Consider the following 22,518-nt stretch of genomic DNA (forward strand, 5'->3'; position numbering starts at 1 on the left):
GTTATATTATGTGGAAAAATATAAGTTTAGGACAAAAAATTATTTTTGTAACTGCAGTAGTGCTGATCATCAGCGTGCCACTGGCTTTGCTTTTGCTGAAAAAAAATGATAGCAAACTTCTTGTGGAAAATCTTGAAGAGGGGCAGGCTTCTGATGTAATAAGAGATTTAAATTTACAGGGTATCCCGTATAGTTTTTCCACGGCTACTAATTCGATTTCAGTGCCCGCTGCAGAACTGGCGAGTGCCCGTATGGTACTGGCAGAAAATGGTACTTTGGAATCAGGAAGTCTCGGGTTCGAAATTTTTGATGATGCGTCATATGGCATGACTGAATTCTCCCAGCGGATCTACTACCAGAGAGCGCTACAAGGGGAGCTTGAACGAACCATAATGGCGTTTGATGAAATTCGCAGAGTTCGAGTGCATTTGGTTTTGCCAGAAAACTCTTTATTCAGAAGAGACCAAGAGCTTGCTAAAGCCTCCGTAATCCTGACATTAAAGGATTCATTGCGTTTAGGGCAATCCGAGCTATTAGCAATACAGAACCTTGTGGCAGCTGCAGTACCTAAACTCGACCCGGAAAAAGTGACTGTCACAAATTCGGATGGTGAATCATTATCTAATGGTCACGTTAACGGATTCCAAGTGGGTACGAATCTACAATTCAAGCAAGAATTGGAAAATTACTATACGGAAAAAGTATCTGCAATCGTACATAGAGTAATGAGTGATGAAAATGCAGTCGTGTTGGTTGATGCATCTATAAATTTTACAAAATCTGAAAGTACGAGACAGTCAGCAATTCCATTAGGAGAAAATACTGCTGGCGTATTGGTAAGGAACAGTGTAAGTAGAAGTTATAGGACGGTTGATCCCAAAGTGGATAATCTGCCAACCAAAGAGAATAGCATTACATCAGAGAAAATTGACAATGAATATCAAATTTCAAGTGAAGTTGTAAAAACTGAAACCAGCCCCGGAACGCTTAGAAGCCTCACGGTCTCTGTTCTGTTGACTAAGGAGGTTACTGCTATAGCCATCGATAACTTAACGGTGTTGGTTAGGGAAGCCGTGGGATTAAATAGTGAGCGTGGTGATAGGGTATCAATTAAGGCTATTTTACCGTTGCCGAAACCTCTGGAAGTGTTTGATTTAGAATCGAGCGTGAAATCACAACCCATAATTTCAGAACCACAAGGTCAGGCTACAAATAATTTACAAGGTGAGCCAAAGATAAATCGTGCTTTAGTTTCAACTTCGATTCGGGATAATCCGTATTATGTGATACTCATTGCAATTATAGCAATACCATTAGCAAGCATCTTTGTATTTCGAACTCGAAGTTTAAATAATGTTGAGAGAATGAAGTTACTTGAAGATATGAAGTTATGGCTAGAGACCGGAGTAAATGAAAAAAGTAGAACAGCTAAGTAGTTGCGCCAGGTTAGCCGTGCTAAAATATCAATCATTAGGCTTGATGGATCGATTTTGGCTAAGAAGACACTTGAGCTCGATCGAGCGCCAAATTCTTGATGCTGCGATGTGTAGTGCTGGAATTTCAAAGTTTGCCAAATTGGATTACAAGCAAATTGAGAATGTTGTAGATACTATTGATTTGGCAGGTGATAATTTACTATCTAAGTATAACAGTAAAGAAATATTACCTAGAGCAGTAGTGGAAATTATTGAGAAGGAAAACGAAGGATCGAATAAAAGTATCAACGCCACTAATCACGTAAAAGAAATAATTGCAGTTCTCTACGATAAATATAAACTCGGAGAGTTATGATGTCGGCAATTATTCGTGGGTCCGTGCTGCGAGGTGCAAGAAAAATTGGCAAATATCACGAGGGGGAGAGGGCTAAGGTAGAACATGCCCAGGAATATGGACCCGAAGAAGCGAAACAGTCAAAATCCATAGCGGAATACGAACTCGAAATTGAAAATTTAATTTCTCAATTAGAGGAAGCTAAATCTAAGCTTGCTAAATATTCCGATGAGATTGCATTACTTAAAGGTAAAAATGGCGAACTGGTGAGACGTGTGTCGGAGTACACCGAAAGCATTGATCAAGAAAAAAGTAACGCTAAAGCTGATGGTTATCAAGAAGGTAGGAAAAAAGCTGAAATAGAGTGTAAGTTTGAATATGATAATTTCGTCAAGGAAACGGAGTCAGAATATGCAGAGCAGCTTGATCTTTTGCAAAAAGTAACGGAAGCAAACTGGAGCGATTTATTTGAATGGGCTGCAGAGGTCGGATTTGAAATAGGATGCAAGATTTTAGGTGAATCCTACTGCAAAAATGATGGATTAAAGGCGCAGATAATAACAAGCCTTCAAACTGCAAGCGTAAAGTTAAAGTGCCCTATAAGAATGAGAATGTGTTCGGAGGATTTGGTACGTTTTGATAAAATGCGTGACGCAATCGAGCTAAAAATGAATTGCGAGTTAGTGGCTGAAGCTGATTCAAAAATTGAGACGGGCGGAGTAATTATAGAGTCTAACTCTGGAATCTGGGATGCGAGATTAGATAAGCAACTGAAAATTATCAAAAAAGCACTACAAAATGTTTCCAATGAGGTTCTCGTCTAGATGTCCGTTGCGGTAGAGAAGGCACAATTTATCGAAGCAATTCGAACTGCAGAGGTTGTTAGCAGTTCGGGCAGGTTATTGAATTTCCGTGGGTCGGCGTTAGAAGCGGTGGGCGTAAACGCTAAGCTGGGAGAACTATGCGTTGTTAAAAAGGACGGAAGAAAAAATAACTTGTTGGCCGAGGTGGTGGGCTTTGAAAATAAGAAATTACTTTTAATGCCGCTTGGTGATACATCTGGCATTAGTCCAGGTGCGCAGGTTTTTGCAGCTGGAAAATTTCCCGGTATACTTTGCAGTTCGGAACTTTTGGGTAGAGTAATCGATCCTCTCGGTAATCCTTTGGATGATGGCCCGGAGGTTAAAGGGAAGTATCGTAATTATTGGTCACAAGAAATCAATCCGTTCAATCGTAAAAAAATAGAGAGTATTTGCGAAACTAAGATCCCGGCAATTGATGGTTTTATTACACTTGGCTTGGGACAAAGGGTCGGAATATTTGCAGGTAGTGGAGTTGGGAAAAGTACTTTAATTAATAATCTCGTGAGTGGTCATGCGGCTGATATCAATGTCGTTGCTCTTATTGGAGAGCGCGGCAGGGAAGTTACTGAGTTTATACAGGATGTGCTTGGTGAAGAAGGTCTAAAAAATTCCATCGTAATTGTAGCTTCAGCTGAATTACCTGCATTATTGCGAGTTTATGCAGCAATTTCCGCTACTACTATTGCGGAATATTTTTCTGAGCGGGGAGATTCAGTCCTTATGACGATGGATTCCATAACCCGCCTAGCAATGGCTCAGAGAGAGGTTGGACTGGCAGCAGGTGAACCGCCAACTTCGAAAGGATATACACCATCCTGTTTTAATTTACTACCAAAAATCGTAGAAAGGGCTGGGGCGTTTCGAAGTGGTGGCTCAATAACTGCGTACTATACAGTACTTGTAGAGGGTGATGATTTTAATGAACCGATTGCGGATCATATGCGCGCAGTATTAGATGGTCATATTGTATTAGATAGAGAGCTTGCATCGCAGGGAAAATACCCTGCTATCAATTTGCTTGACAGTGTTAGTCGTATAATGCCACAGTTAATCAGTAAATCGGAATCTGAGCTGGTCAGGGCGCTGCAATCAATTCATGCTTTGTATGAATCTTCAAAGTCCATGATCCACATTGGTGCTTATAAAAAAGGAGAGGATGAAGCCATTGACAGAGCGATTTCTGTCGAGGCTAAACTGATCGAGCTTATATACGGTGGACAGAAAATGGACAGATCAAGCACTATGCAGTTACTATCCGAATTATTACTTATAAATTAAAATGCTCTATAATGTAAAAATTTAAAGCCTGTATTATGTATGAATCATAAAAAACTTCAACTTAACATGTTGTCAATGTATAAGTATCTGGAGTGTCTGGCTGTTGATAAGAAAAACATATGTAAAGCAATTAACGAATTTCGGGAAAAAATAGAAAAAAATGATTTCTCCATACGAAAATTGAAATTTGCAAGATATTCTGCATTAAAATCAATCGAGCAAATGTTAACCGAAGACGAATTTAAACCTGAAATTATAAATAGCTATTATCAATTGATTTCAAGCAAGGAAGTTTCAATAAGAAAAATACAGATGGAGAAAGATATCAATTTAAATGAAATGGACAGTAATTTACAAAAACTTCTGGTTTTGAATTGTAAAATGGATGAACTTGGTAAAAAGATTAAAGAATTGCATAGGAAGTTGAATTTAAGCTACTCCGCAAGAGAGTTACAGGAAGTCACTGACCGCCATGCAGCAAATGTAATCATGAGTCTTTATTAGGATCTGAAATGACAGCTAGCAGCCTCGAAGGGCCGGGATCCACGGTTAAAACTTTTTTCAAAAATATTGATTTTGAAATAGACGAAAAAAAAGTAAAGCACGAATGGCTAAAAAAATGGGAAAGTTCGCTTGAGGTAGTAGCCGAACATGAATCAAATGAACATAAAAGCCAGAAAAATGAGTGGACCAAGCTACTGAATGAGAGTGACAATTCTTTCGTTTTTAGGACTGATGGACTACATAGAGAATTGGAAATTAATACCGATCCACTAATAGTGAGATCGTTTATATTCCAAAATAATAGCTGGGTAAGTATAAATAAGCAGAATTCACTGTCATCGATCGATAACAACTTTGATCAAGGCCTATTTAATCCCTATCGCCATGCAGTTGCCAAGAAACAAGATTCAGGCGTGCGCACCAGATATAATTGTTCTGCGCGCATTTCTATAAGGCGAGTTCTTCCTGATAAAACGTTATTTTCGATATTTAAAAATGATACTCTTCTCGATATTAAAATTCGCAATTACATTAATTCTAGGGAGTCAATAATTTACGATTTGTCGGATTTATTGTACTCCTTGGAAAAAGAGTTTGGCCTTCTATCGGTGCGTGTATATCTTAATGGACGTCCAATAGTTATTGATAAGTGAGAACAGTATGCCTATAGATGCAATAGGACAGGTGGCGGGAACGGAAACTATAAATGAGCAAAGTTCTGTCAACTTAGACGAATTTATGCGTATTTTTATAACGCAATTAAATTATCAGGATCCTTTAGACCCTGTGGACAATCGCGAGTTTATAACGCAATTAGCAGAATTCTCAAACCTAGAACTGTCTCGGGCTACTCAAACAGACATTGCAGACTTGCTAGAGGTAAATGCTGTCAGTCAATCTCTGGGCCTGTTGGGTAAGACAGTGGAGGTTTCAGGATCTGATAGTGCAGTGGTTGGAAGTGTTTCTTCTATCCGGTTTGTTCAGGGGTCACCTTTGCTTTCAATTGTAACAAGTAGTAACGAAATAATACCAAACCTTTCACCGTCAGAGATACGAGTAATTACGGAGTAAGTATGTCTTTATTAAACGTAGTTAGCAATAGCTTATCTGGATTTAAGGCATTCACGACTTCACTGGATAATCTTAGCCACAATGTTGCGAATATGAATTCTCCTGGATTTAAAAAGCAGGACAGCTTTTTTAGAGAATTAAATGATAGCCAAGGTGGTAATGGTGTCCGTTACTCTGGCTCTATTATTAATTTCGAACAAGGCGATATTTATACTACAGGGCAGGGGACTAATATCGCTATTGAAGGCAAAGGGTTTTTTATTGTTGAAAATAATGGTCAATTGTATTATACGAGGGCTGGTCAGTTCGAAATAAAAGACAATAAGCTAGTGGATGCGGGAAGCGGGGGAATAGTAAAAGCGCTTTCTGAGCCTGGAGAACTCGTGGATATAGATATTTCCGGCTGGCAAGTCTCGCAACCTGAAGTTACTACGTTCGTTGATTTATCTGGCAATTTAAGTTCATTATCCGCTATTGGATCGCAATTTCCGTCGGATGGTGAATCCCCTGTGCAATTCGATATTTACGATCAGCGGGGTGAGCAGCATACACTGAATATTGTTTATACGAAGGAGCCGACGGGTGACTGGAAAGCCGAGGTGCGAAATTCCGACAATGATCTTGTAGGTGGCGGAATTCTGAGATTCACATCGGCAGGATCGCCAATGGCTGATTTTAGTTCCTTTTCTTTTGAAATTGAGCATCAAGATGGAATTACACAAACTATCACGGCCAATGCGGGAAATCCAGGTGAGTTTACAGGGTTAACAAGTTTTCCGTCTCAAACCAATGGTATTTCTGCAAATAGTAGAGATGGTAAATCTCTAGGTGCTTTGATTTCTACTGCTTTTGATGATCAAGGTAATCTGGTGCTTACTTACAGTAACGGTTCTACAGAAACGCCCTTTTCGATAGCACTGGCCTATTTTAAAGATACTGGTAATCTTTTAGCTTTTACGGATAGTTTATTTCAGAGTTCTACTTCACCAGAAATATTGGCTACTGCTGATGAAGAAATTGTCGGTAATATAAGAGTACAGTCATTAGAAAGGTCAAATGTAGATATTACAGAAGAATTTTCGAGTATTATAATAATTCAGCGCGGCTACCAAGCTTGCTCGCAGGTTCTTTCTGTTTCGAATGAAATGTTGGAAGAACTATACAATAGTTCAAAAGGTGGTTAAGTGAATTTATCCCCTTTTTATGTCTATCCCGAAGATGAGCTAAAGATTATTGAGTCTCATATTTCGAGTTTAATCGCAAAGTGGAGTGAAAACTGGCTTCCTGCCGAGACCGTTCAGGTTCATGCAAGCAATGCGTTTAAAGAAAATTTTAGTACACAGGACGTGACTATTACATATGGTAGTCATAATCGCTTTTACTTATCTGTGAACCATGAGTCCCTGCGGATGTTTGCAAGTCACTTTCTAGGGTCGCAAATTAGTTTTGATGAATTAAAGCACCCGGTTGTACGAGAGCTGTTATTAAATGCATGGCAGGAATTGTTGGAGTCAATTCCAGCAAGGGGAAGAGTCGCGCAGTTAGATAACATGCCACCTAACGTCCTTGATTATGGTGTCGGCTGGGCAGCAGTTACGTTGACTCTCAAAGCTGAAGCGAGGATTAAGCTGTTTCTTACCGAAGAGACAGTTAGGTCCCTTTTTGGAAACATTAGGGAATTTATTCCAGATGAAACTCCGCTAGTTCCGGTAGAGTCAGTTGTTCATGACGATGTTGTAGGTGTGTCAGTAGAGCTAGGTAGATCTAAGATTGGATTTGCGCAATTAAATGGACTGAAGATTGGAGATGTCGTTCAATTGGAGGTAAAAATTGGAGAGCCGGTAAAGGCTGTAACGTCTAATAACGTTCCGATTTTTTCCGGACAAATATGCGAGACAAAAGGAAATATCGGGATTTTGGTAGAAAATAAACTATAGACAAACATTTAAATGAGAAGTTAGTTATGTCAGAACCTGTTGAAGTTGAATTAGTGGAGCTAGAGGAGGCCACCGAGAAATTAGGCGAGAGGATTTTTAAGCGATTAAACCCTAATATACTCAAAGGTATTGAGGTCGAAGTCAAGATAAATATTGGTAGCGCAAAAATTTCAGTTGAAAGATTAATGACACTCTCTAAAGGGGAAATCGTTCAGCTGGATACACCATCTTCGCAAAAAATTAATCTGCTAGTCGGATCTCAAGTGGTCGCAAAAGGTCTGTTGGTTGTGGTGAACGGCCACTATGGGCTTCAAGTTTCAGAGGTTGTAGCGTAGTGAGCTCAAGCATATTCTCGAGTATGAATGATGTATTCCTAACTACTTTATTTTTCCAGCTCTCATCGGGTTCAAATGATATTGTAAAAACACAATCTGGAACGGGTATGGAGTTTAAAAATAGCTCCGGGCTGGTAGCGTTAATTCCAGATATTTATTGGATTGTAGTAATATTATTAACACTCTCTTCTATTTATATTTTCTGGAGATCCAAAGATCGGTTGATACACAATTTTATTGCAAAGAGAAAGCCAGGCAAAATTGAGATTTTGGATAAGACTGTGGTGGATAGAGGTCTTTATGCGTATATTTTGGACGTAAATGGAAGTAAGTTCTTATTAGTACGTCAGTCCGCTGGTTTAAATATAACCCCCGTGCAATTGGAGGAATAATTGTGCGGATTTTCTTTGCATTACTTTTATTTTTTTTCTCAGCTGATCTTGCGGCCCAACAAAGTCCGATTAATATTTCAGGTGGTGGTTTTTCTTTATCCGTGGATCCGTCATCGGATAATGATAATTTATCAGCACCAATACAAATCTTACTACTACTAACATTGTTGAGTGTTGCTCCAGCGCTTCTTATGCTTTTAACAGCCTTTACTAGGATAGTTATTGTTCTGTCCATGTTGCGGCAGGCACTAGCGATGCCAAGCACACCACCCAACAGTGTATTAGTTAGTTTTGCTTTAATATTGACTATTTACGTCATGATACCTGTATTTGAGAGTATTAAAGCTACTGCTATTGAACCATTTTTTGAAAAAAGGCTTTCGGCAATGGAGGCGGTAGAAGCTGCGCAAAAACCTATCCGCGAATTTATGATTAATCAAATTAGAGAAAAGGATATTGCTTTAATTCTCGAATTATCTGAGGAGGAAGCGCCGGATTCTGCTTCCGACTTGAAATTTAGTACAATTATACCGGCTTTTTTGTTAAGTGAGCTCCAATCAGCATTTCAAATTGGGTTCATTTTATTTCTGCCATTCATAATGATTGATTTGATCGTTGCTAGTGTGCTTATGTCGATGGGGATGATAATGCTTCCTCCTACGACTATTTCGTTACCTATCAAAATACTGGTATTTGTATTGATTGAAGGTTGGGCATTATTGTCCTATTCACTGATTGGAAGCTTCTCTTGACGGCGAATATCTATGGGGGATTCTGTTTCCAATGTTTTTGCACAATGGAATACTTTTCAAAGTTCGCGATGCAATAGCGCCCGTAATTGGTTATATGAACATTATCGTGATTACTCACGTGCGGTGGCACGCAGAATATATTCTCGGTTGGGAATTTCGGCAGTTGATATTGAAGACCTTTATCAGTGGGCTGATCTAGGATTGATTGAATCTATCGATAAGTTTAATCTTGATAAAAATGTGGATTTCCGTACTTACTCGGGTTTTCGAATTAGGGGGTGTATTTTAAACGGTTTAGCCAAGTATTCAGAGGTTACTAGCTACTACAAGTTTAAAGCTAATTTGCCTGACTCGGTAACCACTGCAATCACCTCTGGAAATTCCAATGAGCAGTTATCTATAGATAATTTAGTGGGAGCTACCCTTGATTTCGGGTACTCTTTTTGGATTAGTATGTTTCTGGGACGGGAAGAAACTTGTGCAGATGGCAGTTTCTATTCATCTCCGGAGAGGGAAACATTTCATTCGGAAATTATCCGGAAAATTTCTGTCCTTCCAAAGCGGTCTCAGGAAGTTGTTCGAAAATGTTATCTTGAAGAGAAAAGCTTTTCAGAAATTGCGGATGAACTGAATCTAAGTAAGTCAAGAGTGGCGCAGTTGCACCAGCAGGCATTAGCCACGTTGCGCACGGCTATGGAAGTATCTTTACGGATCTAGGCTAGCTTCTGTTGGGGAACTTACATTTGTATAAATAATTTGCTTTTTTTGCACTGTAATCTCGGACAGCCGACTGCCAGGGTCCACCTGTCCGCTTTATTGTATTGGCTGCTGAGCTGGGGTAGATCTTTGGAGTACCAACGGCATCTGCTTAATTTCTTTTGGTTGTGGCAAGGTATTGCTGTTGGGACAAACCAAGGGAACCACTCGGGCGATGACATTATTACTCATTGGGTAGCTCGTTAGCGTTCCCCTTGTAGCCAGGAAACCGGTATTAAATGAGATTCAAGGCAAAGAAGAAAGCCATAATTGCGTTTTGGATATCCTTTCTTGCTGAGAATAAATTCCTGAAGCGGATAAAACCCATTACACATGTTTACTAAATAACTATTTGCGCGTGTGCTTATATAAAGGGTGTCAATTTTCGCAGGTTTCTACGAGAGAAGAATTCTGTCTTATGTGAAAGATTTGCCACCGTTACACTCGTTCTCGATTGACAAGTAACAGTATGACATTGGCGTGATGTTATTCTTTAGTGAAATGATTCAGGATTATGAGGTTGTATCAGAATTTTTGGAGCGGGCGGCACAAACTTGTACCGCATTGCCCCATCTACTTATTCAATTACAGCGTTAGTGGCTGTCTGGGGCCCCTCGCAAATATAGAATTTGGCCCATTCTGGAAAATCGCCATAAAAAACAAAGAAATCATCTATATAGCGCAGACCAAGGGAGCCCAGCCGCCTGGATAGCTCGTCAGACGCCTCAGCACCAAAGTGAGGACCAAAGGAAATCAGTTCCTCATTTTCTCCCAGTGATTCATCTGTCTCCATAACGTCAAATAGTATAGTGGGTGTCACTTCATTTTTTTCTAAGGCAGACTTCCTGATGATTATTCCGTATTCTTTTGAAATACTGATTTTTTCCACAGGGGGTTCCTGCATCAATTTGATGGCGAAATAATAAAGGTGTTGTGTATGGGCGCGTTACTGGCTGGCTGTATTATCTGGTACCAGCCGGGCTTTCCTGTCAGTTGCAAGACGGACTGTGGTACCGCAAAGCTAATCTGGTTGCCCCCTGTCCCGATGGGTTTGGGAGCACCTTGCCGGGTCACATAGACCCTGCCATTTGACCCAACTCCCAAAGGTACACTCGCCCCCCCGGTTTGCAACCACAATGGTATCTCTGATGAGTTTGCCCACCTGGTTACATTGATATACCTGGGTGGCAATGGACCAAATGCCGCGCCCGGACCTCTTGGAAAGGTGAAGTTTGCAGCTCCAGGTCCACAGAATCCCGCGCTCTGGGCGTTATGCAGGAACTGTCCTAACTCAAGTAGGTTTTGCCGGGAATAATTTGTAGGCTGCCCCTGTCCGGAGGGGGATGCCAGAGGGTATCGAAACGCGGGGTCAATTTGTCTGATTTGGTTAATCAGTGACGTTGCCTGTGCATTGCGGGCGGACTGTAAATTTGAGCTAACATTGGAAAAACCATTGCCAGCCCTTTTACTCAGTCCATCCGGATCGAAGTAAACTACAGGACTGTTTCCGGTGTAAACGTAAGTATTGGGCCCATCATCCAGCCCAATCGGATCACTCTGGAGGTAGCGCCCGGTACTCGGGTCGTAATCCCTGAAGTAGTTATAGTAGTGCGGTGCTTCCCCTCCCTTGATCTGCCCCGGAAAACGCAGGTTGATCGTGGTCGGATTGGTATCGTTGTCCGGATCATTATTCGGAGCCAACCGCCCAAAGGCATCGCTGTCCCAGCGCCAGACAATGACTTCGCTACTATTGGTACCGATACGCGGGGTGTTGAGGTGGTCGGTGTGCAGGTAGGTCAGAGTGGTGCTTTGTACCTGCCCTTCATCGTAGGTCACTTCGACCTGTGCGACCGGCATGGTATCCAGGTAGATATAGTCAATCCGGCTCTGGATGTCGGTGCCGTTGCTGGCGTACCTGGTTTCGCCCAGGTACTGACCACCCAGGTCATAGTGCAGCAATGCGTCCTCGGCCTTGTCGGTGCGTACCCGTTGGCCGATAGCGTTGTAGTAGTAGGTACCTTTGAGTGTGCTGTTTTCGGTATAGGTTTTGAGCCGGTTGGCGTGGTTGTAGCTGTACTGCTGCTGTCCCCCGTCGACGCTGGTGGTATTACCGGTGGCGTCGGTCACCCAGGGCTGGCTGTCTTTTTGGGTGAGGCGGTTGGAGGTGGGTTCATGGCTGTAGCTGGTGGTGCTCAGGGTGCCACCGGTATCGGTGGCGTTCTTTTGGGTGCGGTTTCCAACCGCATCGTACTGGTAGTCGTTCTGGCCGGCGATATAGCCTTCGCCGGTGAGGCGGTTCAGATTGTCGTAGACAAAGGCCCTGTCTTTGCTGGTATCCAGGCTGTCGGCGATACCGGTGATATTGTTGGCCAGGTCATAGGTGTAGAAGTCGGAGCGGATATTGCCGATGCCGCTAGCGGTGACGGTCTCCAGCCGGCCGTCCAGGTCGTAGCTATAGCTCTGGGTGATACCGTTGCCATAGTCCATGGAGGCTATGCCGCCATAGGGTTGATACTGGATATTGCTGACCAGGGTCTGGGCCGTGGCCTGGGCATTGTCCTGGTGAGTTATGGCACTGATACGACCCAAGGTGTCGCGGCTGTAGCTGACAATACGGCCGGAGGGATAGGTGATACTGGCGACACGACCCAATGTGTCATAGCTGTACTGGGTGCTGAAACTCCAGCTGGCGATGGTGTCGTCCTGTTGGGTGATACGGCCCAGGTCGTCATAGATCAGGGCGGTAGCGCCGGCATCGTTACTGAAGCCGGTCAGCCGGCCCACGCCCTTGTTGTTGTTATCGGTATTGTCGTAGCTAAAGGTCGCATTCTCGGCGGTGCTGCCGGGATAGGTGATGGCGGTGAGGCGGTTGAGGGCATCGTAGCTGTAATTGGCCACGATACCGCGCGCGTCGGTGCGGGCTGTGAGGTTGCCGGCCGGGTCGTGGTCGTAGGTGGTAATACCGGTATCGGGGCTGGTGAGTTTTGTAAGGTTACCGAGGAAGTCGTACTCGTAGCTGGTGGTATTGCCGCGCTGGTCGGTGACCGAGGTAATGCGGTCGGCAGTGTCATAGGTGTACTGGATCTGGTTGGTATTGGCATCGGTGACGGTCTTGACCCGGCCCAGGGCATCCCGGGTCTCTCCGGTGGTGTTCTGGTTGCCGTCGGTGGTGGAGGTGCGGTCGCCATTCTTGTCGTAGGCGATGGAGGTGTTCTGGCCGTTGTTGCCATCCACATCAATCAGGCGGCTCAACTCGTCGTAGCTGCGGCTGACGGAGCGCACCAGGGTGGTGCCGTCGGCGGCAAACACCTTTTCTTCCAATACATTGCCGGCGGCATCCAATGTGTATTCCATCCGCTCGCCCAGGGCATTCTCCACTGCAGTGAGACGGCGGGCGTCGTCGTATTCAAAACTGATGTCGGAGCCGTCCGGGTAGGCGATATTGGTGACCTGGCCCACGGCATCGTAGGTGTAGGTAGTGACCTGATCGCCGGAAGCCGCCTTGACGGTGGCGGTTTTCAGCCAGCCGCGGGGGGTATAGGTGAAATGAATCTGCAGGCCATTGGCATCCTGCACCCTGAGAGGCCGGCTGGCGGCATCGTATTCGAGCACCGACTCCACCTGCCCCAGGGCATTGGTGGTGCTGGTGAGACGGTTGTTGGCGTCATAGCCGTAGGTGGTGATGTCCGAGACATCGGTACGGGGACCGTTGGCGGTCTCCATCTTGCCCGCTGCGGTGTAGGTATAGGACCAATTCTGTTGTGTGACGGCCGCGCTGGTGCCATGGGCCACCAGCAGGCTCAGCGCCCCCGCGAGGACGGATTTGGTAAAGTGCATATCGATTCCTTGGAGTTCTTTTTGTAATTTGTAATCCATCAATAACAGGCTGTTTTTCTGTTCTCTCATTTATTTCCGGACTCTGGGAGTGGTCGCCAGGGCGATTGGCGCGCTGACTAGTGGCTCCAACTATCGTAAATAATTCTCAGTTACCGACTCCTTTGTAGAGGCCTCGAGCGGGAGATTTAAGCTATTGTATAACTGGGTTGTGAATAGCCCTCCCAGCAAGTCTCACCGGTGTCATAGCTACTGGTATCTTAGCAATAGCTTTTGCGATCACACAGTTGGCCAAGGCTTCGCTGTGCACCAAGGTGACGCGTCTGGTACCGTTCAAATCCGCATAGCGGCGCTGGGCCCAATTGCTAAGGGCATGGGTCAGACAGTACATACAGGCATCCACATGGGTCGCATTGATTAGCTTGACACCATTGACAGCGCATGGGTACTCGACCCCCACAACTATCAACCCGGCAACCCAATAGATGATCCCACATCGATTGAAGCGGCCCTAAGGAAAGTGCGAAATTACGCGGAATGACGTGGATATTACGGGCTTGTACCGGCCTCCGCGCGGCTGTGGCACGTCCCTGTAACCACATTTGTCCGGCAATTAATTTAGTTGCCGGACAAATAATCCCATCAAATAATCGTTGGATTTGGTGGAGCCGGATTAGGTTAACTGAGATGGCCCAGATAAGCAAAAGCGCGAGAGCACTGGGTTCGTGGGGTTTTCAGGGGTTGCCTGGGGCAGTGATTTGGTGGCGGGGCGGGATGCGGGCGCTGTTCCCTAGCCCCGGTTGCTGAAGTTCAAAACCAGTTCCTGTAGGGACTTGCGGGCCCGGAGGAAACCAGTCACCAATGCGGGGTGACTATGAGCCATTTCCTTTCAATCCAATAGTATGAGAGTGGGCATTCACTTACGGTGATTTGTGGTTGTAGTGATGGATTACTTTCGGCCGGCCAGGAGGTGACTATTTTCTTTCGAACTGGCGAGCGGTTCCCAGTACTTTGTCGATGGGGCATTCCCAAATGTAGTCAGGCAGCAAGCGATGCCTCATCCAGCGATTTGGCTCGGTGGTGGCGCCGTAACAGAGAGGCGAAATCCTCCCTTCAGACTACGAAAGAGTCCGAGGCCTCAACCAGGAGTTGGTTGTGGGCCATTCCCGGAAGGTGCTCCCAATGACCCGACAGGCTTAGGGCCCATAACCGTTGCCGGGTAGCAGCAGCGTAAGCCAGCGCAAAAATAGGGGATATCGCCACAGCATATTTAATGTGATTTATATTGCGGAAGTTTTCGATTTGATCCCTGCGGATTCTTCCAGGAAAAATCCTGAGGAAATGATTGCTGAGGCCTGATTACAAAACAGAAGCGGGGTCCAAATACGCAAACAAAGTATCGCGATAGGATCGGCTGAGTTTAAGTTTTGTGCCATCCTCGATTACTACTTCATAATCACCAGAATCGAGACTTGTTAATTTGACAATGCTATCCACTTTCACAATCAGCGATCGATGGATTCTCTGAAAGCCAGCATTCTCGAGCCGTTTTTCCATATTGCGCATGGTATCGCGCAGTAAATGTTTTCGGTTGTGAGTATGTACAGTGACATAATCCCCTTTTGCTTCCACCCATTGGATGTCTTGCGGGCGGATAAAATAGACATGGCCATGAGAGCGCACAATAATTCGCTGTGAATTTTGGGTATCGATAGCACCAGATTCCGGGTTTAGCCCCTGTAAGAGCTTGTTAAGCTGCTGCGAATACTGGGTTATGTGCTTTTTCTTAATCTCACTACGCGCTCGGTTCAGGCTTTCGTGAAACAAGGTGGGATTTATTGGCTTCAACAGGTAATCAAGGGCATTGATCTGAAAAGCCGCAATAGCATACTGGTCATAAGCGGTCATAAAAATAACCAGTGGCATCTTGTCTGCACCCACCTCCTTGATCACATCAAAGCCGCTTTTACCAGGCATCTTGATATCAAGAAAAACCAGATCAGGCTGGTGGCTGTTAATAAAGGCAATTGTTTGTGCTGAATTTGAACACTCCCCTATGATTTCCATATCGCCCTGGGATTCAAGATGTAATTTTACACCATCACGGGCCAAAGGCTCGTCATCAACAATGAGAACTCTGATAGTCATTGCCGATGCTCCCTAAATTTCCTTATTGGCAGTTTCATCGTGACGGTTACACCCTTGCCAGGCTCTCCTTTCAGGTTGAATAAATGATCATTATCATAAAGTTGGATCAATCTTTGCCGCACATTCTCTATGCCAATACCAGGATTGTAATCCTTACCTGCAAAATTGCAGCCCACGCCATCGTCGACAATCTGTATTAACAGAAAATCATCAATCAGTTCACATCTCAACATCAGTGTGCCTGATCGGATTTTCTCACCCAGACCATGAGTGATAGCGTTTTCGACCAGGGGTTGCAAAATCATCGACGGAACGGTGATAGACAGCGTATTGTCATCATTATCCAGTATTACATTTAATCGTTCGCCAAAACGTGCTCTTTCAATAAACAGATATTGCTCGATAATATCTATTTCAGTCTTTAGCGGAACCCATTGAGTTTCTGACCTCTCCAGTGTCTGACGAAAAAAAGCTGACAATTTCTCCAGCAACGCAGCAGCTTGCTGTTTCTCTTCCTTTAGTACGAGTACCGATATGATGTTCAGTGTGTTAAACAAGAAATGAGGATTAATTTGCATGCGCAATGCGAGCAACTTTGACTCAGCTAATTGTCTTCTCAGGATTTCGCTCTCCAATTCCTTTTCTTCAGCGAAATTATAAAAATTGCTTAAATTCTGGCTGGCCACAAATATGGTATAAATAATAAAATGAAAAAGAAACAGGTAGTCACCAAACAAAAAATGGCCTATATGTTGCCATGGCTGGTAGCCTACCATTGACTCACTCATGGTTTCGAAGAAATGATAGTGATAACTGATCACAGAAGTCTGTAACAATGATAAACTCATCAATATAACAAAATGCACTCCTATCATGGGTAACCAATTTGCAGGAGTAATGGGGTATCGCTTGGCCAAGTACAAAACCAGTGGGGATAATAGCGCCCAGGGAAACCACACCTTTATCATCAAATATGCGAGCTGAGCCACAGGGTTGGGCTGGTAATCGCGAATGGTTAACATTCCCGATAGCTGTGTCAGCACCACATAGCAGCCAAGACCTACTGCAAGGCAAAGCAGAATGACCGAAACCTGCTTATAGTTCTTTGCTTTTTCGCCCACCTGTTGTCTTACCTCGTTCATACCAGTCGGAGTTACGCTGTTATAAATGGATAGGCATATTATTGCAATAACTGTCCGTCCAGCAGTTTAATAGTCCTTGTAGCCCTTTGTGCAAAGCGGGCATCGTGGGTCACCATACAAATGGTTGTGCCTTGCTGATTCAATTGATCCAGTAAATCCATGATTTCCTCGCCATTGGCAGAATCAAGGTTGCCAGTGGGCTCATCTGCCAAAAGGATGGAAGGATTAATAATCATGCCCCTTGCCACAGCGACCCTTTGCTGCTGTCCGCCCGATAATTGAGCGGGGAAGTGGTCCTTTCTGTGAGCCATGTTGACCTGATCAAGTATCTCCATGACCCGTTGCTTTCGATTATTTTTTTTCACATTACTGTAGGTAAGGGGAAGTTCCACATTTTCGAAGACAGTCATATCGCCAATCAGGTTAAATGCCTGAAAGACAAACCCAACTTCCTTATTTCTCAATGCGGCTTTTTGATAAAGATCGAAGTGCTCAACTTTGTGTTGTTTTAAGTAATAGTTGCCTTTGGTCGCACCGTCGAGCAGTCCCAATATGGATAATAAGGTGGATTTGCCGCATCCAGATGGACCAGAGATAGAAACGTATTCCCCAGGATATATTTCGAGATCGAGATTGTGAATTGCGCGGGTCACCAAGCCATTGCTATTAAAGTGGCGGCATAAGGATTCCAATTTGATCAGGGGTTGTTTAGCATTCATACCAATTCCTTTATTTTATTCATTTCTTAGTGCTGAAGAAGGGTCGAGCTTGATCGCTCTTAAGGTTGGAGCGGTGACGGCAAAAATAGCGGCCACGACCAAAACCAATAAGATTGTCAGGTATATAAGCGGGCTAAAAGCGTTTGTTTGATACAAAAACGCTTGAAGCTTAGGGCCAACCAACCACATGCCAATCAGTCCAATGGAAATACCAGCTAGGATCATCCTGATGCTGTGTTTAAGCATCATCCGCATAATTGATTTAGGCGTTGCACCAACAGCAATACGTATTCCAATTTCCTTTAATCTCTGGCCTATGCTGTAGGACACTACACCGAAGATGCCTGACAAGGTAATAAGAAGCGACAGGAATCCAAATAATCCCAATAAGCTGGCAATCAATGTGGGCGTAGCCAACCAGTTTTCTTTTACATCTGACATCGATTGAATTGATGCAATCGCTTGCTGGGGGTCCAACAGGCCGACAATATTTATGATGGGGTCTCGTAATTCATAGGGTGAAATACGTGACTTAACCAACAACCTGACGCGGCCTGAAGGGGATTGCATGAAAGGGACATAAAATGCTAACCCTTCGGTTTGATCAAGTCCGGTGGATCTTACATCTGTCACCACCCCAATAATTTCGAGCCAGTTTTGCCCTCCATCAACGGACAGCCTTTCACCAAGGGGGCTGATATCAGGAAAAAACTGCTTTGCAAGGCTGCGGTTGATTAATACCACACCAGGATTGTTTTCATCATCTGATGCGTTGAAATAGCGTCCCTGCAATAGGGAAATGCCGAGCAAGGGGTGAAACTGATGGGTAACGGAGACTACTCGGGCTCTTGGCCGCACCTCGTCCCGATCCAGGTTTTGTCTTTGCGTCTCGAAATCAATCGGGCCAAGTACATTGGAAGCAAGGGGAAAACTGGCCGACACGCTGACTTGTTCACTATCCGGCAATGCGGATACCTCGCGCAGTAAATTGCGAGTGAAGTCGCGTACCTGTTGCCCGTTGGTGTAATTGCTGAAGTTAAGGTCCAGGTTCACCGCCAAAATATTTTCGGCGTTGAAGCCGGTTTCCTGGTTGCTGAGCTTGTACAGGCTCATGGTCACAAGGGCTGAGATGGTCAATATAACAAATGACAGGGCCATTTGAACCGTTAACAATCCACTTCGCCATTTTTGTCCTGTAACACTGGCAGTGACCTTATCCCCGCCCTCCTTCAGTGCGCTATTAATGTTTCTCCTGCTGAATGCCGCTGCGCTGCCACTGATCACTCCCGCAATTACAGATATAATAAGGGAAAAAAACAATACCATAGCATCCATTTTTACCTCACTGGCCAGGGGCGTATAATCCGCAGCAAAGTCAGATAAAAGTGTAAGCGTCGGGTAAGCTAGTAACAGGCCGGCGACTCCGCCAGCCAGGGCATATAAAATACTCTCGGTTAGCAATTGCTGTGCTATTCGCCCGGGGCTTGCACCAATCGCCTCGCGAATGGCGAGTTCCTGGCTGCGTGAAGAAGCCCTGGCCAGGTTTATATTGGCAACATTAGCGCTGGCAATCAGTACTACCAACCCTGAAATAATCAACAGTAGTATGAAAGTATTGGAAGAATCACCAATCATTTCAGTTTTTAACGATATCAAATTTGCACTGTAACCATTGCTGGTAGGGTAATCATCGGGGTATTGAGCCTGTAACTGCCCTGCAATAGTATTTACTTCCCCAGTTACCCTTTCCAGGTTCTGGCTCTCTTTGAGCTTTCCAAATAATGTCAACATACCCGGACGTCGATTGTTGATCATGCCCGTGCTGGAGCGAAATGGGCAGCTTGCGGCCGAAATATAGATGTCGTTATCGTCCGGGTAGGCCGGCATGGGTGGTAGAACACCTATCACTTTATGCACGGCATTATTCATTTCAAGGCTAAGGCCAATCACATCCTCTTTCCCGCCAAACTGCTCCTGCCAGTATCGGTGGGATAGCAAAATAAGAGGTTCGGAACCGGGCTCGTCTTCACCATAGACAAAATCACGCCCCAATATGAGCTTAACCCCCAGCATCTTAAAGAAATTCCAACTGACAACACCCGTCTGGACTCTTTTTGGCATGCCATCGCCTAAAAGAGTAAATTGCATGGAATGATATTCAACCAGGGTCTCCAGCCCCGTCGTTAATCTTCTGTAGTCAAAAAAGCTCTGTACGGATGAACCAAAGTCCATTCTATCCGCGACAGGTTGATGCTGTTGCAGGCGCACCAGTCTATCCCCCTCTGGATAGGGTAATGGTGCTAACATGACATGGTAAACCATACTAAAGATCGCGCTATTTGCGCCTATGCCTAAGGCAAATGTAATAACAATCAGGGCACTGATTGCCGGTTTTTTTATGGCAGCCCGCCAGGCGTATCCTATGTCTTGTAAAATACGGCTCATGGTTATTCCTATATTATTGAAGGCTAAGCAAAGGGCTGTCATTGAATTGTGAAACATCAGAAACAATGACTTTGTCACCGGCCTTAAGTCCGTCAGTTATCTGGATTCGGTCAATCGAGCCACTGCCCAGGGTGACGGCGACCAACCTTGCCTGGCTTTCGCTTATCAGGTAGAGATTGTTATTACTGTTTTCCCGGCTCTGCACAGGTCTTCTGATTGTTAGTGCATTTTGTATTCGCTCTATTTCTATTACGCCATTTACCCTTAAATCCGGCCTTGAACCGGTGAGGCCTGACTCATCAAAAATCACGTCTACCAAAACCACACCGTTTTGTACCGCGGGATCTATACGGCTTATGTGGCCAGTCGCACTATTTCCCCCGGCACTGACGACCACTTTCTGGCCCAATAACACATCTTTGACCAGGCTTTCCTGGACCCTGAGTTCGGCTTTGAGATCATCTTCCCGAGCCACCCTGGCCAAAACATCGCCTGTATTTATCTGCTGCCCCTGTTCTACCGGGACGAACTGTAGGACACCGGTTAATCCGGCCTTTACATTGAGATCATTTTTAAGGCTTTGCTGAAGCTTGAGTGCACTTCGCGCCTGGTTGACCTGGGCCTGTTTGGCTGCCAATTCGGCCAGCTGAAGTTCCTTTAGGTGTTGCAGACGTTTCTTTTCTATACGAAGCCGGGATTGGTATTGATGTTGAAGCAACTTGGTTTCTTTGACATCCAAAGCGGATACTATCTGCAGATCCTTTAGTGCTTCGTTGGCTTTGAGTCTGAAATCGGCGTTTTCGAACCTGGCCTGATAATCGTTTACCACCGCCTCCTGGGCCAGGGTGTCACTTTTAAGGCGTTTTCCCAAAGCATTGAATTCCGCCTGTGCTACCTCCAGAGCGTAAGTGGCCCTTTCCAGTTCCCGTGTCAAGGTAGGGTTCGACAGCCGCATGATGATGGTGTCAGCTTCCACTTTTGCGCCGGGGTAGACAAGAATTTGTTCCACCCTTGCCCTGGAAGTAGCGGCAATCCAGCGAAATGTCTGGGGCTGCAATGTGCCCGGTGCGCGAATATCCCGAACGAATTGCCCGGTCCTGACACTGTCAATTACCAGTTCATTGATATTTGCGGTAATGGTGTCGGATTGATTGACCAGGAGTCCCCAGGCGGCGAGAACAATCACGGACAGTATCAATACAATCATGCCAAGTGGCTTTAAAACCACTTTGGGCGGTTTAGCCTGAGGTATATCCACTCCCAAAGCCCCCTTGTTGTGTTATTGCCACCATAAGGAATCGGGTTTTTACTTTCAGCAGCCAATCGGTAAAGCCCAGTTGGTTGCGGACAAGGCGCAGGGATACACGACTAATGTGCCTTGTGGCGGCTATGGTTCCGGGGCGTATGGGCGCCAGCGTACAGGGGGGGGCGGGTTTTGGGGACGAGTGGCAGGTTGCAAGCGGGCCGGCCCGGAGGGCCAGGCAGTTCGCCATTACCCTACTCGCTGGCGCCCAGAAAGGGCACCTGGAGGTGGTAGAGCAACATCCGTATTCCGGGCTGCCTGCCGGGGCTATGGGCCGGTGGGAATGGACCTGGCCAACGGCGTGTAGCTGCCGGCCTGGAGTGTGGGGATCAAGGGGGCAGGAGGCGGAATTGGCGTAGGGGCTGACCTCACTGTACGGAGATCAGCCACCCGCTTCGAAAGGAATCAAGGCATCCAATGACAAGGAAGAAGGCGCCAACACTTTACTGCGGCCCTATTTGTTACTGGTTATAAACAGGTCAATTATTCAACGATTTCCCTTGTCTGACTCCCGCTCCTTCTGGATGCGCGCATAGATTTCCTCCCGGTGCACGGGCAGGGATTTGGGGGCCTTTATGCCTACCCTGACCTGATTACCCGTCACACCCAATACTCTGACGGATACGTTTGTTCCAATTCTGAGGTTTTCGCCAATCCGGCGGGTTAAAACCAACATAGGCCTGTCCTTCTGGGTCGCAAACCATGGGGTGATGTCCCGCGATAGGGAAGCGCGGAAAGTAATATTTAGGAGAGGTGCAGGGCGGTGCGCGGGAACGGTAGACGCAAAAGCAGAAAAGACGAACGCAACGCTCCCAGGACCTGGGAAATCGCTCCAAACTACTGTAACTGTTCCAGTTTATTGAAGACGAGCGGGCTTCTAGCGTATTATCCATATAGCCATTTTGATAGTTTAGTTATCAATTTGGTTAGCTGGCCCCTGGTGTTCGTGCACCTTGGGTCAGCGCCTTTTCTCTATTCTCAGGTCACGCTACCGTTCTCCTGTTGCAGGGAGGAATCTGCTGGACATTGCCCGGGCCGTTTGGGTTTTTTTATTCTTGGTTGACGGAAACCTGCCCAATCCTGGCCCGAAATGGCGAGCAATGCCTCTGAATCTTACGCCGCTTTACCCCTAAAGAAAACCGAATACAATCCAATAAGATTATTTTGGTGCCTATATTTCCAGGCTCCTGCACATGGAAAGAGCGCAATCTGCCCTGGTCTGCTAGGGCCTGTTCACACTAACCGAGATGACCCTGTTACTCGAAGGCC

General features: G+C 45.3%; 21 protein-coding genes. 13 read left to right on the top strand and 8 right to left on the bottom strand.

The window, feature by feature from the left end; translation table 11 throughout:
• Window positions 1–8: 8 nt before the first annotated feature.
• The 13 genes from fliF (at window position 9) to ABVT36_RS16535 (ending at window position 9,619) form a co-directional block, all read left to right on the top strand.
• Window positions 9–1,436 (top strand): flagellar basal-body MS-ring/collar protein FliF, encoded by a 1,428-nt coding sequence (fliF, locus tag ABVT36_RS16475; RefSeq protein WP_368457519.1) that lies wholly within the window; start codon window positions 9–11, stop codon window positions 1,434–1,436.
• Window positions 1,411–1,791 (top strand): hypothetical protein, encoded by a 381-nt coding sequence (locus ABVT36_RS16480; RefSeq protein WP_368457520.1) that lies wholly within the window; start codon window positions 1,411–1,413, stop codon window positions 1,789–1,791. The genes fliF and ABVT36_RS16480 overlap by 26 nt, the downstream gene beginning before the upstream one ends.
• Window positions 1,788–2,594 (top strand): hypothetical protein, encoded by an 807-nt coding sequence (locus ABVT36_RS16485; protein ID WP_368457521.1) that lies wholly within the window; start codon window positions 1,788–1,790, stop codon window positions 2,592–2,594. The genes ABVT36_RS16480 and ABVT36_RS16485 overlap by 4 nt, the downstream gene beginning before the upstream one ends.
• On the top strand, window positions 2,595–3,911 hold the full coding sequence (locus ABVT36_RS16490) for a FliI/YscN family ATPase (RefSeq protein WP_368457522.1): 1,317 nt from the start codon (window positions 2,595–2,597) through the stop codon (window positions 3,909–3,911).
• Between the two features lie 75 nt (window positions 3,912–3,986).
• Window positions 3,987–4,415 carry a hypothetical protein gene (locus ABVT36_RS16495; protein WP_368457523.1) on the top strand — a complete coding sequence of 143 codons (429 nt, stop codon included), beginning with the start codon at window positions 3,987–3,989 and terminating at the stop codon, window positions 4,413–4,415.
• Between the two features lie 8 nt (window positions 4,416–4,423).
• Window positions 4,424–5,068, top strand: a complete 645-nt coding sequence (locus ABVT36_RS16500; RefSeq protein WP_368457524.1) for a hypothetical protein — start codon at window positions 4,424–4,426, stop codon at window positions 5,066–5,068.
• 7 nt (window positions 5,069–5,075) lie between these two features.
• Window positions 5,076–5,486 (top strand): flagellar hook capping FlgD N-terminal domain-containing protein, encoded by a 411-nt coding sequence (locus ABVT36_RS16505; RefSeq protein WP_368457525.1) that lies wholly within the window; start codon window positions 5,076–5,078, stop codon window positions 5,484–5,486.
• Window positions 5,487–5,488: 2 nt separating this feature from the next.
• A complete protein-coding gene (locus ABVT36_RS16510; RefSeq protein ID WP_368457526.1) occupies window positions 5,489–6,670 on the top strand; it encodes a flagellar hook-basal body complex protein in 1,182 nt (393 codons plus the stop codon).
• Window positions 6,671–7,423, top strand: coding sequence for a FliM/FliN family flagellar motor C-terminal domain-containing protein (locus tag ABVT36_RS16515; protein WP_368457527.1), 753 nt, complete (start codon window positions 6,671–6,673; stop codon window positions 7,421–7,423).
• 26 nt (window positions 7,424–7,449) lie between these two features.
• Complete coding sequence (locus tag ABVT36_RS16520; protein ID WP_368457528.1) at window positions 7,450–7,758, top strand: FliM/FliN family flagellar motor switch protein; 309 nt, start codon at window positions 7,450–7,452, stop codon at window positions 7,756–7,758.
• 23 nt (window positions 7,759–7,781) lie between these two features.
• Window positions 7,782–8,150 (top strand): hypothetical protein, encoded by a 369-nt coding sequence (locus ABVT36_RS16525; RefSeq protein WP_368457529.1) that lies wholly within the window; start codon window positions 7,782–7,784, stop codon window positions 8,148–8,150.
• A gap of 2 nt (window positions 8,151–8,152) precedes the next feature.
• Complete coding sequence (fliP, locus tag ABVT36_RS16530) at window positions 8,153–8,902, top strand: flagellar type III secretion system pore protein FliP (RefSeq protein ID WP_368457530.1); 750 nt, start codon at window positions 8,153–8,155, stop codon at window positions 8,900–8,902.
• Window positions 8,903–8,914: 12 nt separating this feature from the next.
• A complete protein-coding gene (locus ABVT36_RS16535) occupies window positions 8,915–9,619 on the top strand; it encodes a sigma-70 family RNA polymerase sigma factor (RefSeq protein ID WP_368457531.1) in 705 nt (234 codons plus the stop codon).
• Between the two features lie 616 nt (window positions 9,620–10,235).
• On the opposite strand, the gene ABVT36_RS16540 is transcribed toward ABVT36_RS16535, so the two are convergent.
• The 8 genes from ABVT36_RS16540 to csrA form a co-directional block, all read right to left on the bottom strand.
• Entirely contained in the window at window positions 10,236–10,547 is a 312-nt protein-coding gene (locus ABVT36_RS16540; protein WP_368457532.1) for a hypothetical protein, read from the bottom strand.
• Between the two features lie 14 nt (window positions 10,548–10,561).
• Window positions 10,562–13,564 (bottom strand): RHS repeat-associated core domain-containing protein, encoded by a 3,003-nt coding sequence (locus tag ABVT36_RS16545; RefSeq protein WP_368457533.1) that lies wholly within the window; start codon window positions 13,562–13,564, stop codon window positions 10,562–10,564.
• 1,287 nt (window positions 13,565–14,851) lie between these two features.
• A complete protein-coding gene (locus ABVT36_RS16550; protein WP_368457534.1) occupies window positions 14,852–15,640 on the bottom strand; it encodes a LytR/AlgR family response regulator transcription factor in 789 nt (262 codons plus the stop codon).
• The gene (locus ABVT36_RS16555) at window positions 15,637–16,782 is read right to left on the bottom strand and encodes a sensor histidine kinase (protein WP_368457535.1); all 1,146 of its coding nucleotides are present in this window, start codon (window positions 16,780–16,782) and stop codon (window positions 15,637–15,639) included. The genes ABVT36_RS16550 and ABVT36_RS16555 overlap by 4 nt, the downstream gene beginning before the upstream one ends.
• Window positions 16,783–16,820: 38 nt before the next feature.
• Entirely contained in the window at window positions 16,821–17,501 is a 681-nt protein-coding gene (locus tag ABVT36_RS16560) for an ABC transporter ATP-binding protein (RefSeq protein ID WP_368457536.1), read from the bottom strand.
• Between the two features lie 15 nt (window positions 17,502–17,516).
• On the bottom strand, window positions 17,517–19,946 hold the full coding sequence (locus ABVT36_RS16565; protein WP_368457537.1) for an ABC transporter permease: 2,430 nt from the start codon (window positions 19,944–19,946) through the stop codon (window positions 17,517–17,519).
• 13 nt (window positions 19,947–19,959) lie between these two features.
• The gene (locus ABVT36_RS16570) at window positions 19,960–21,153 is read right to left on the bottom strand and encodes an efflux RND transporter periplasmic adaptor subunit (protein WP_368457538.1); all 1,194 of its coding nucleotides are present in this window, start codon (window positions 21,151–21,153) and stop codon (window positions 19,960–19,962) included.
• Window positions 21,154–21,736: 583 nt separating this feature from the next.
• Window positions 21,737–21,925: a carbon storage regulator CsrA gene (gene csrA / locus ABVT36_RS16575; protein WP_368457539.1), complete on the bottom strand. Its 189-nt coding sequence runs from the start codon at window positions 21,923–21,925 to the stop codon at window positions 21,737–21,739.
• Between the last annotated feature and the right edge of the window lie 593 nt (window positions 21,926–22,518).

Source organism: Microbulbifer sp. TYP-18 (assembly GCF_040932045.1).
Classification (GTDB): domain Bacteria; phylum Pseudomonadota; class Gammaproteobacteria; order Pseudomonadales; family Cellvibrionaceae; genus Microbulbifer.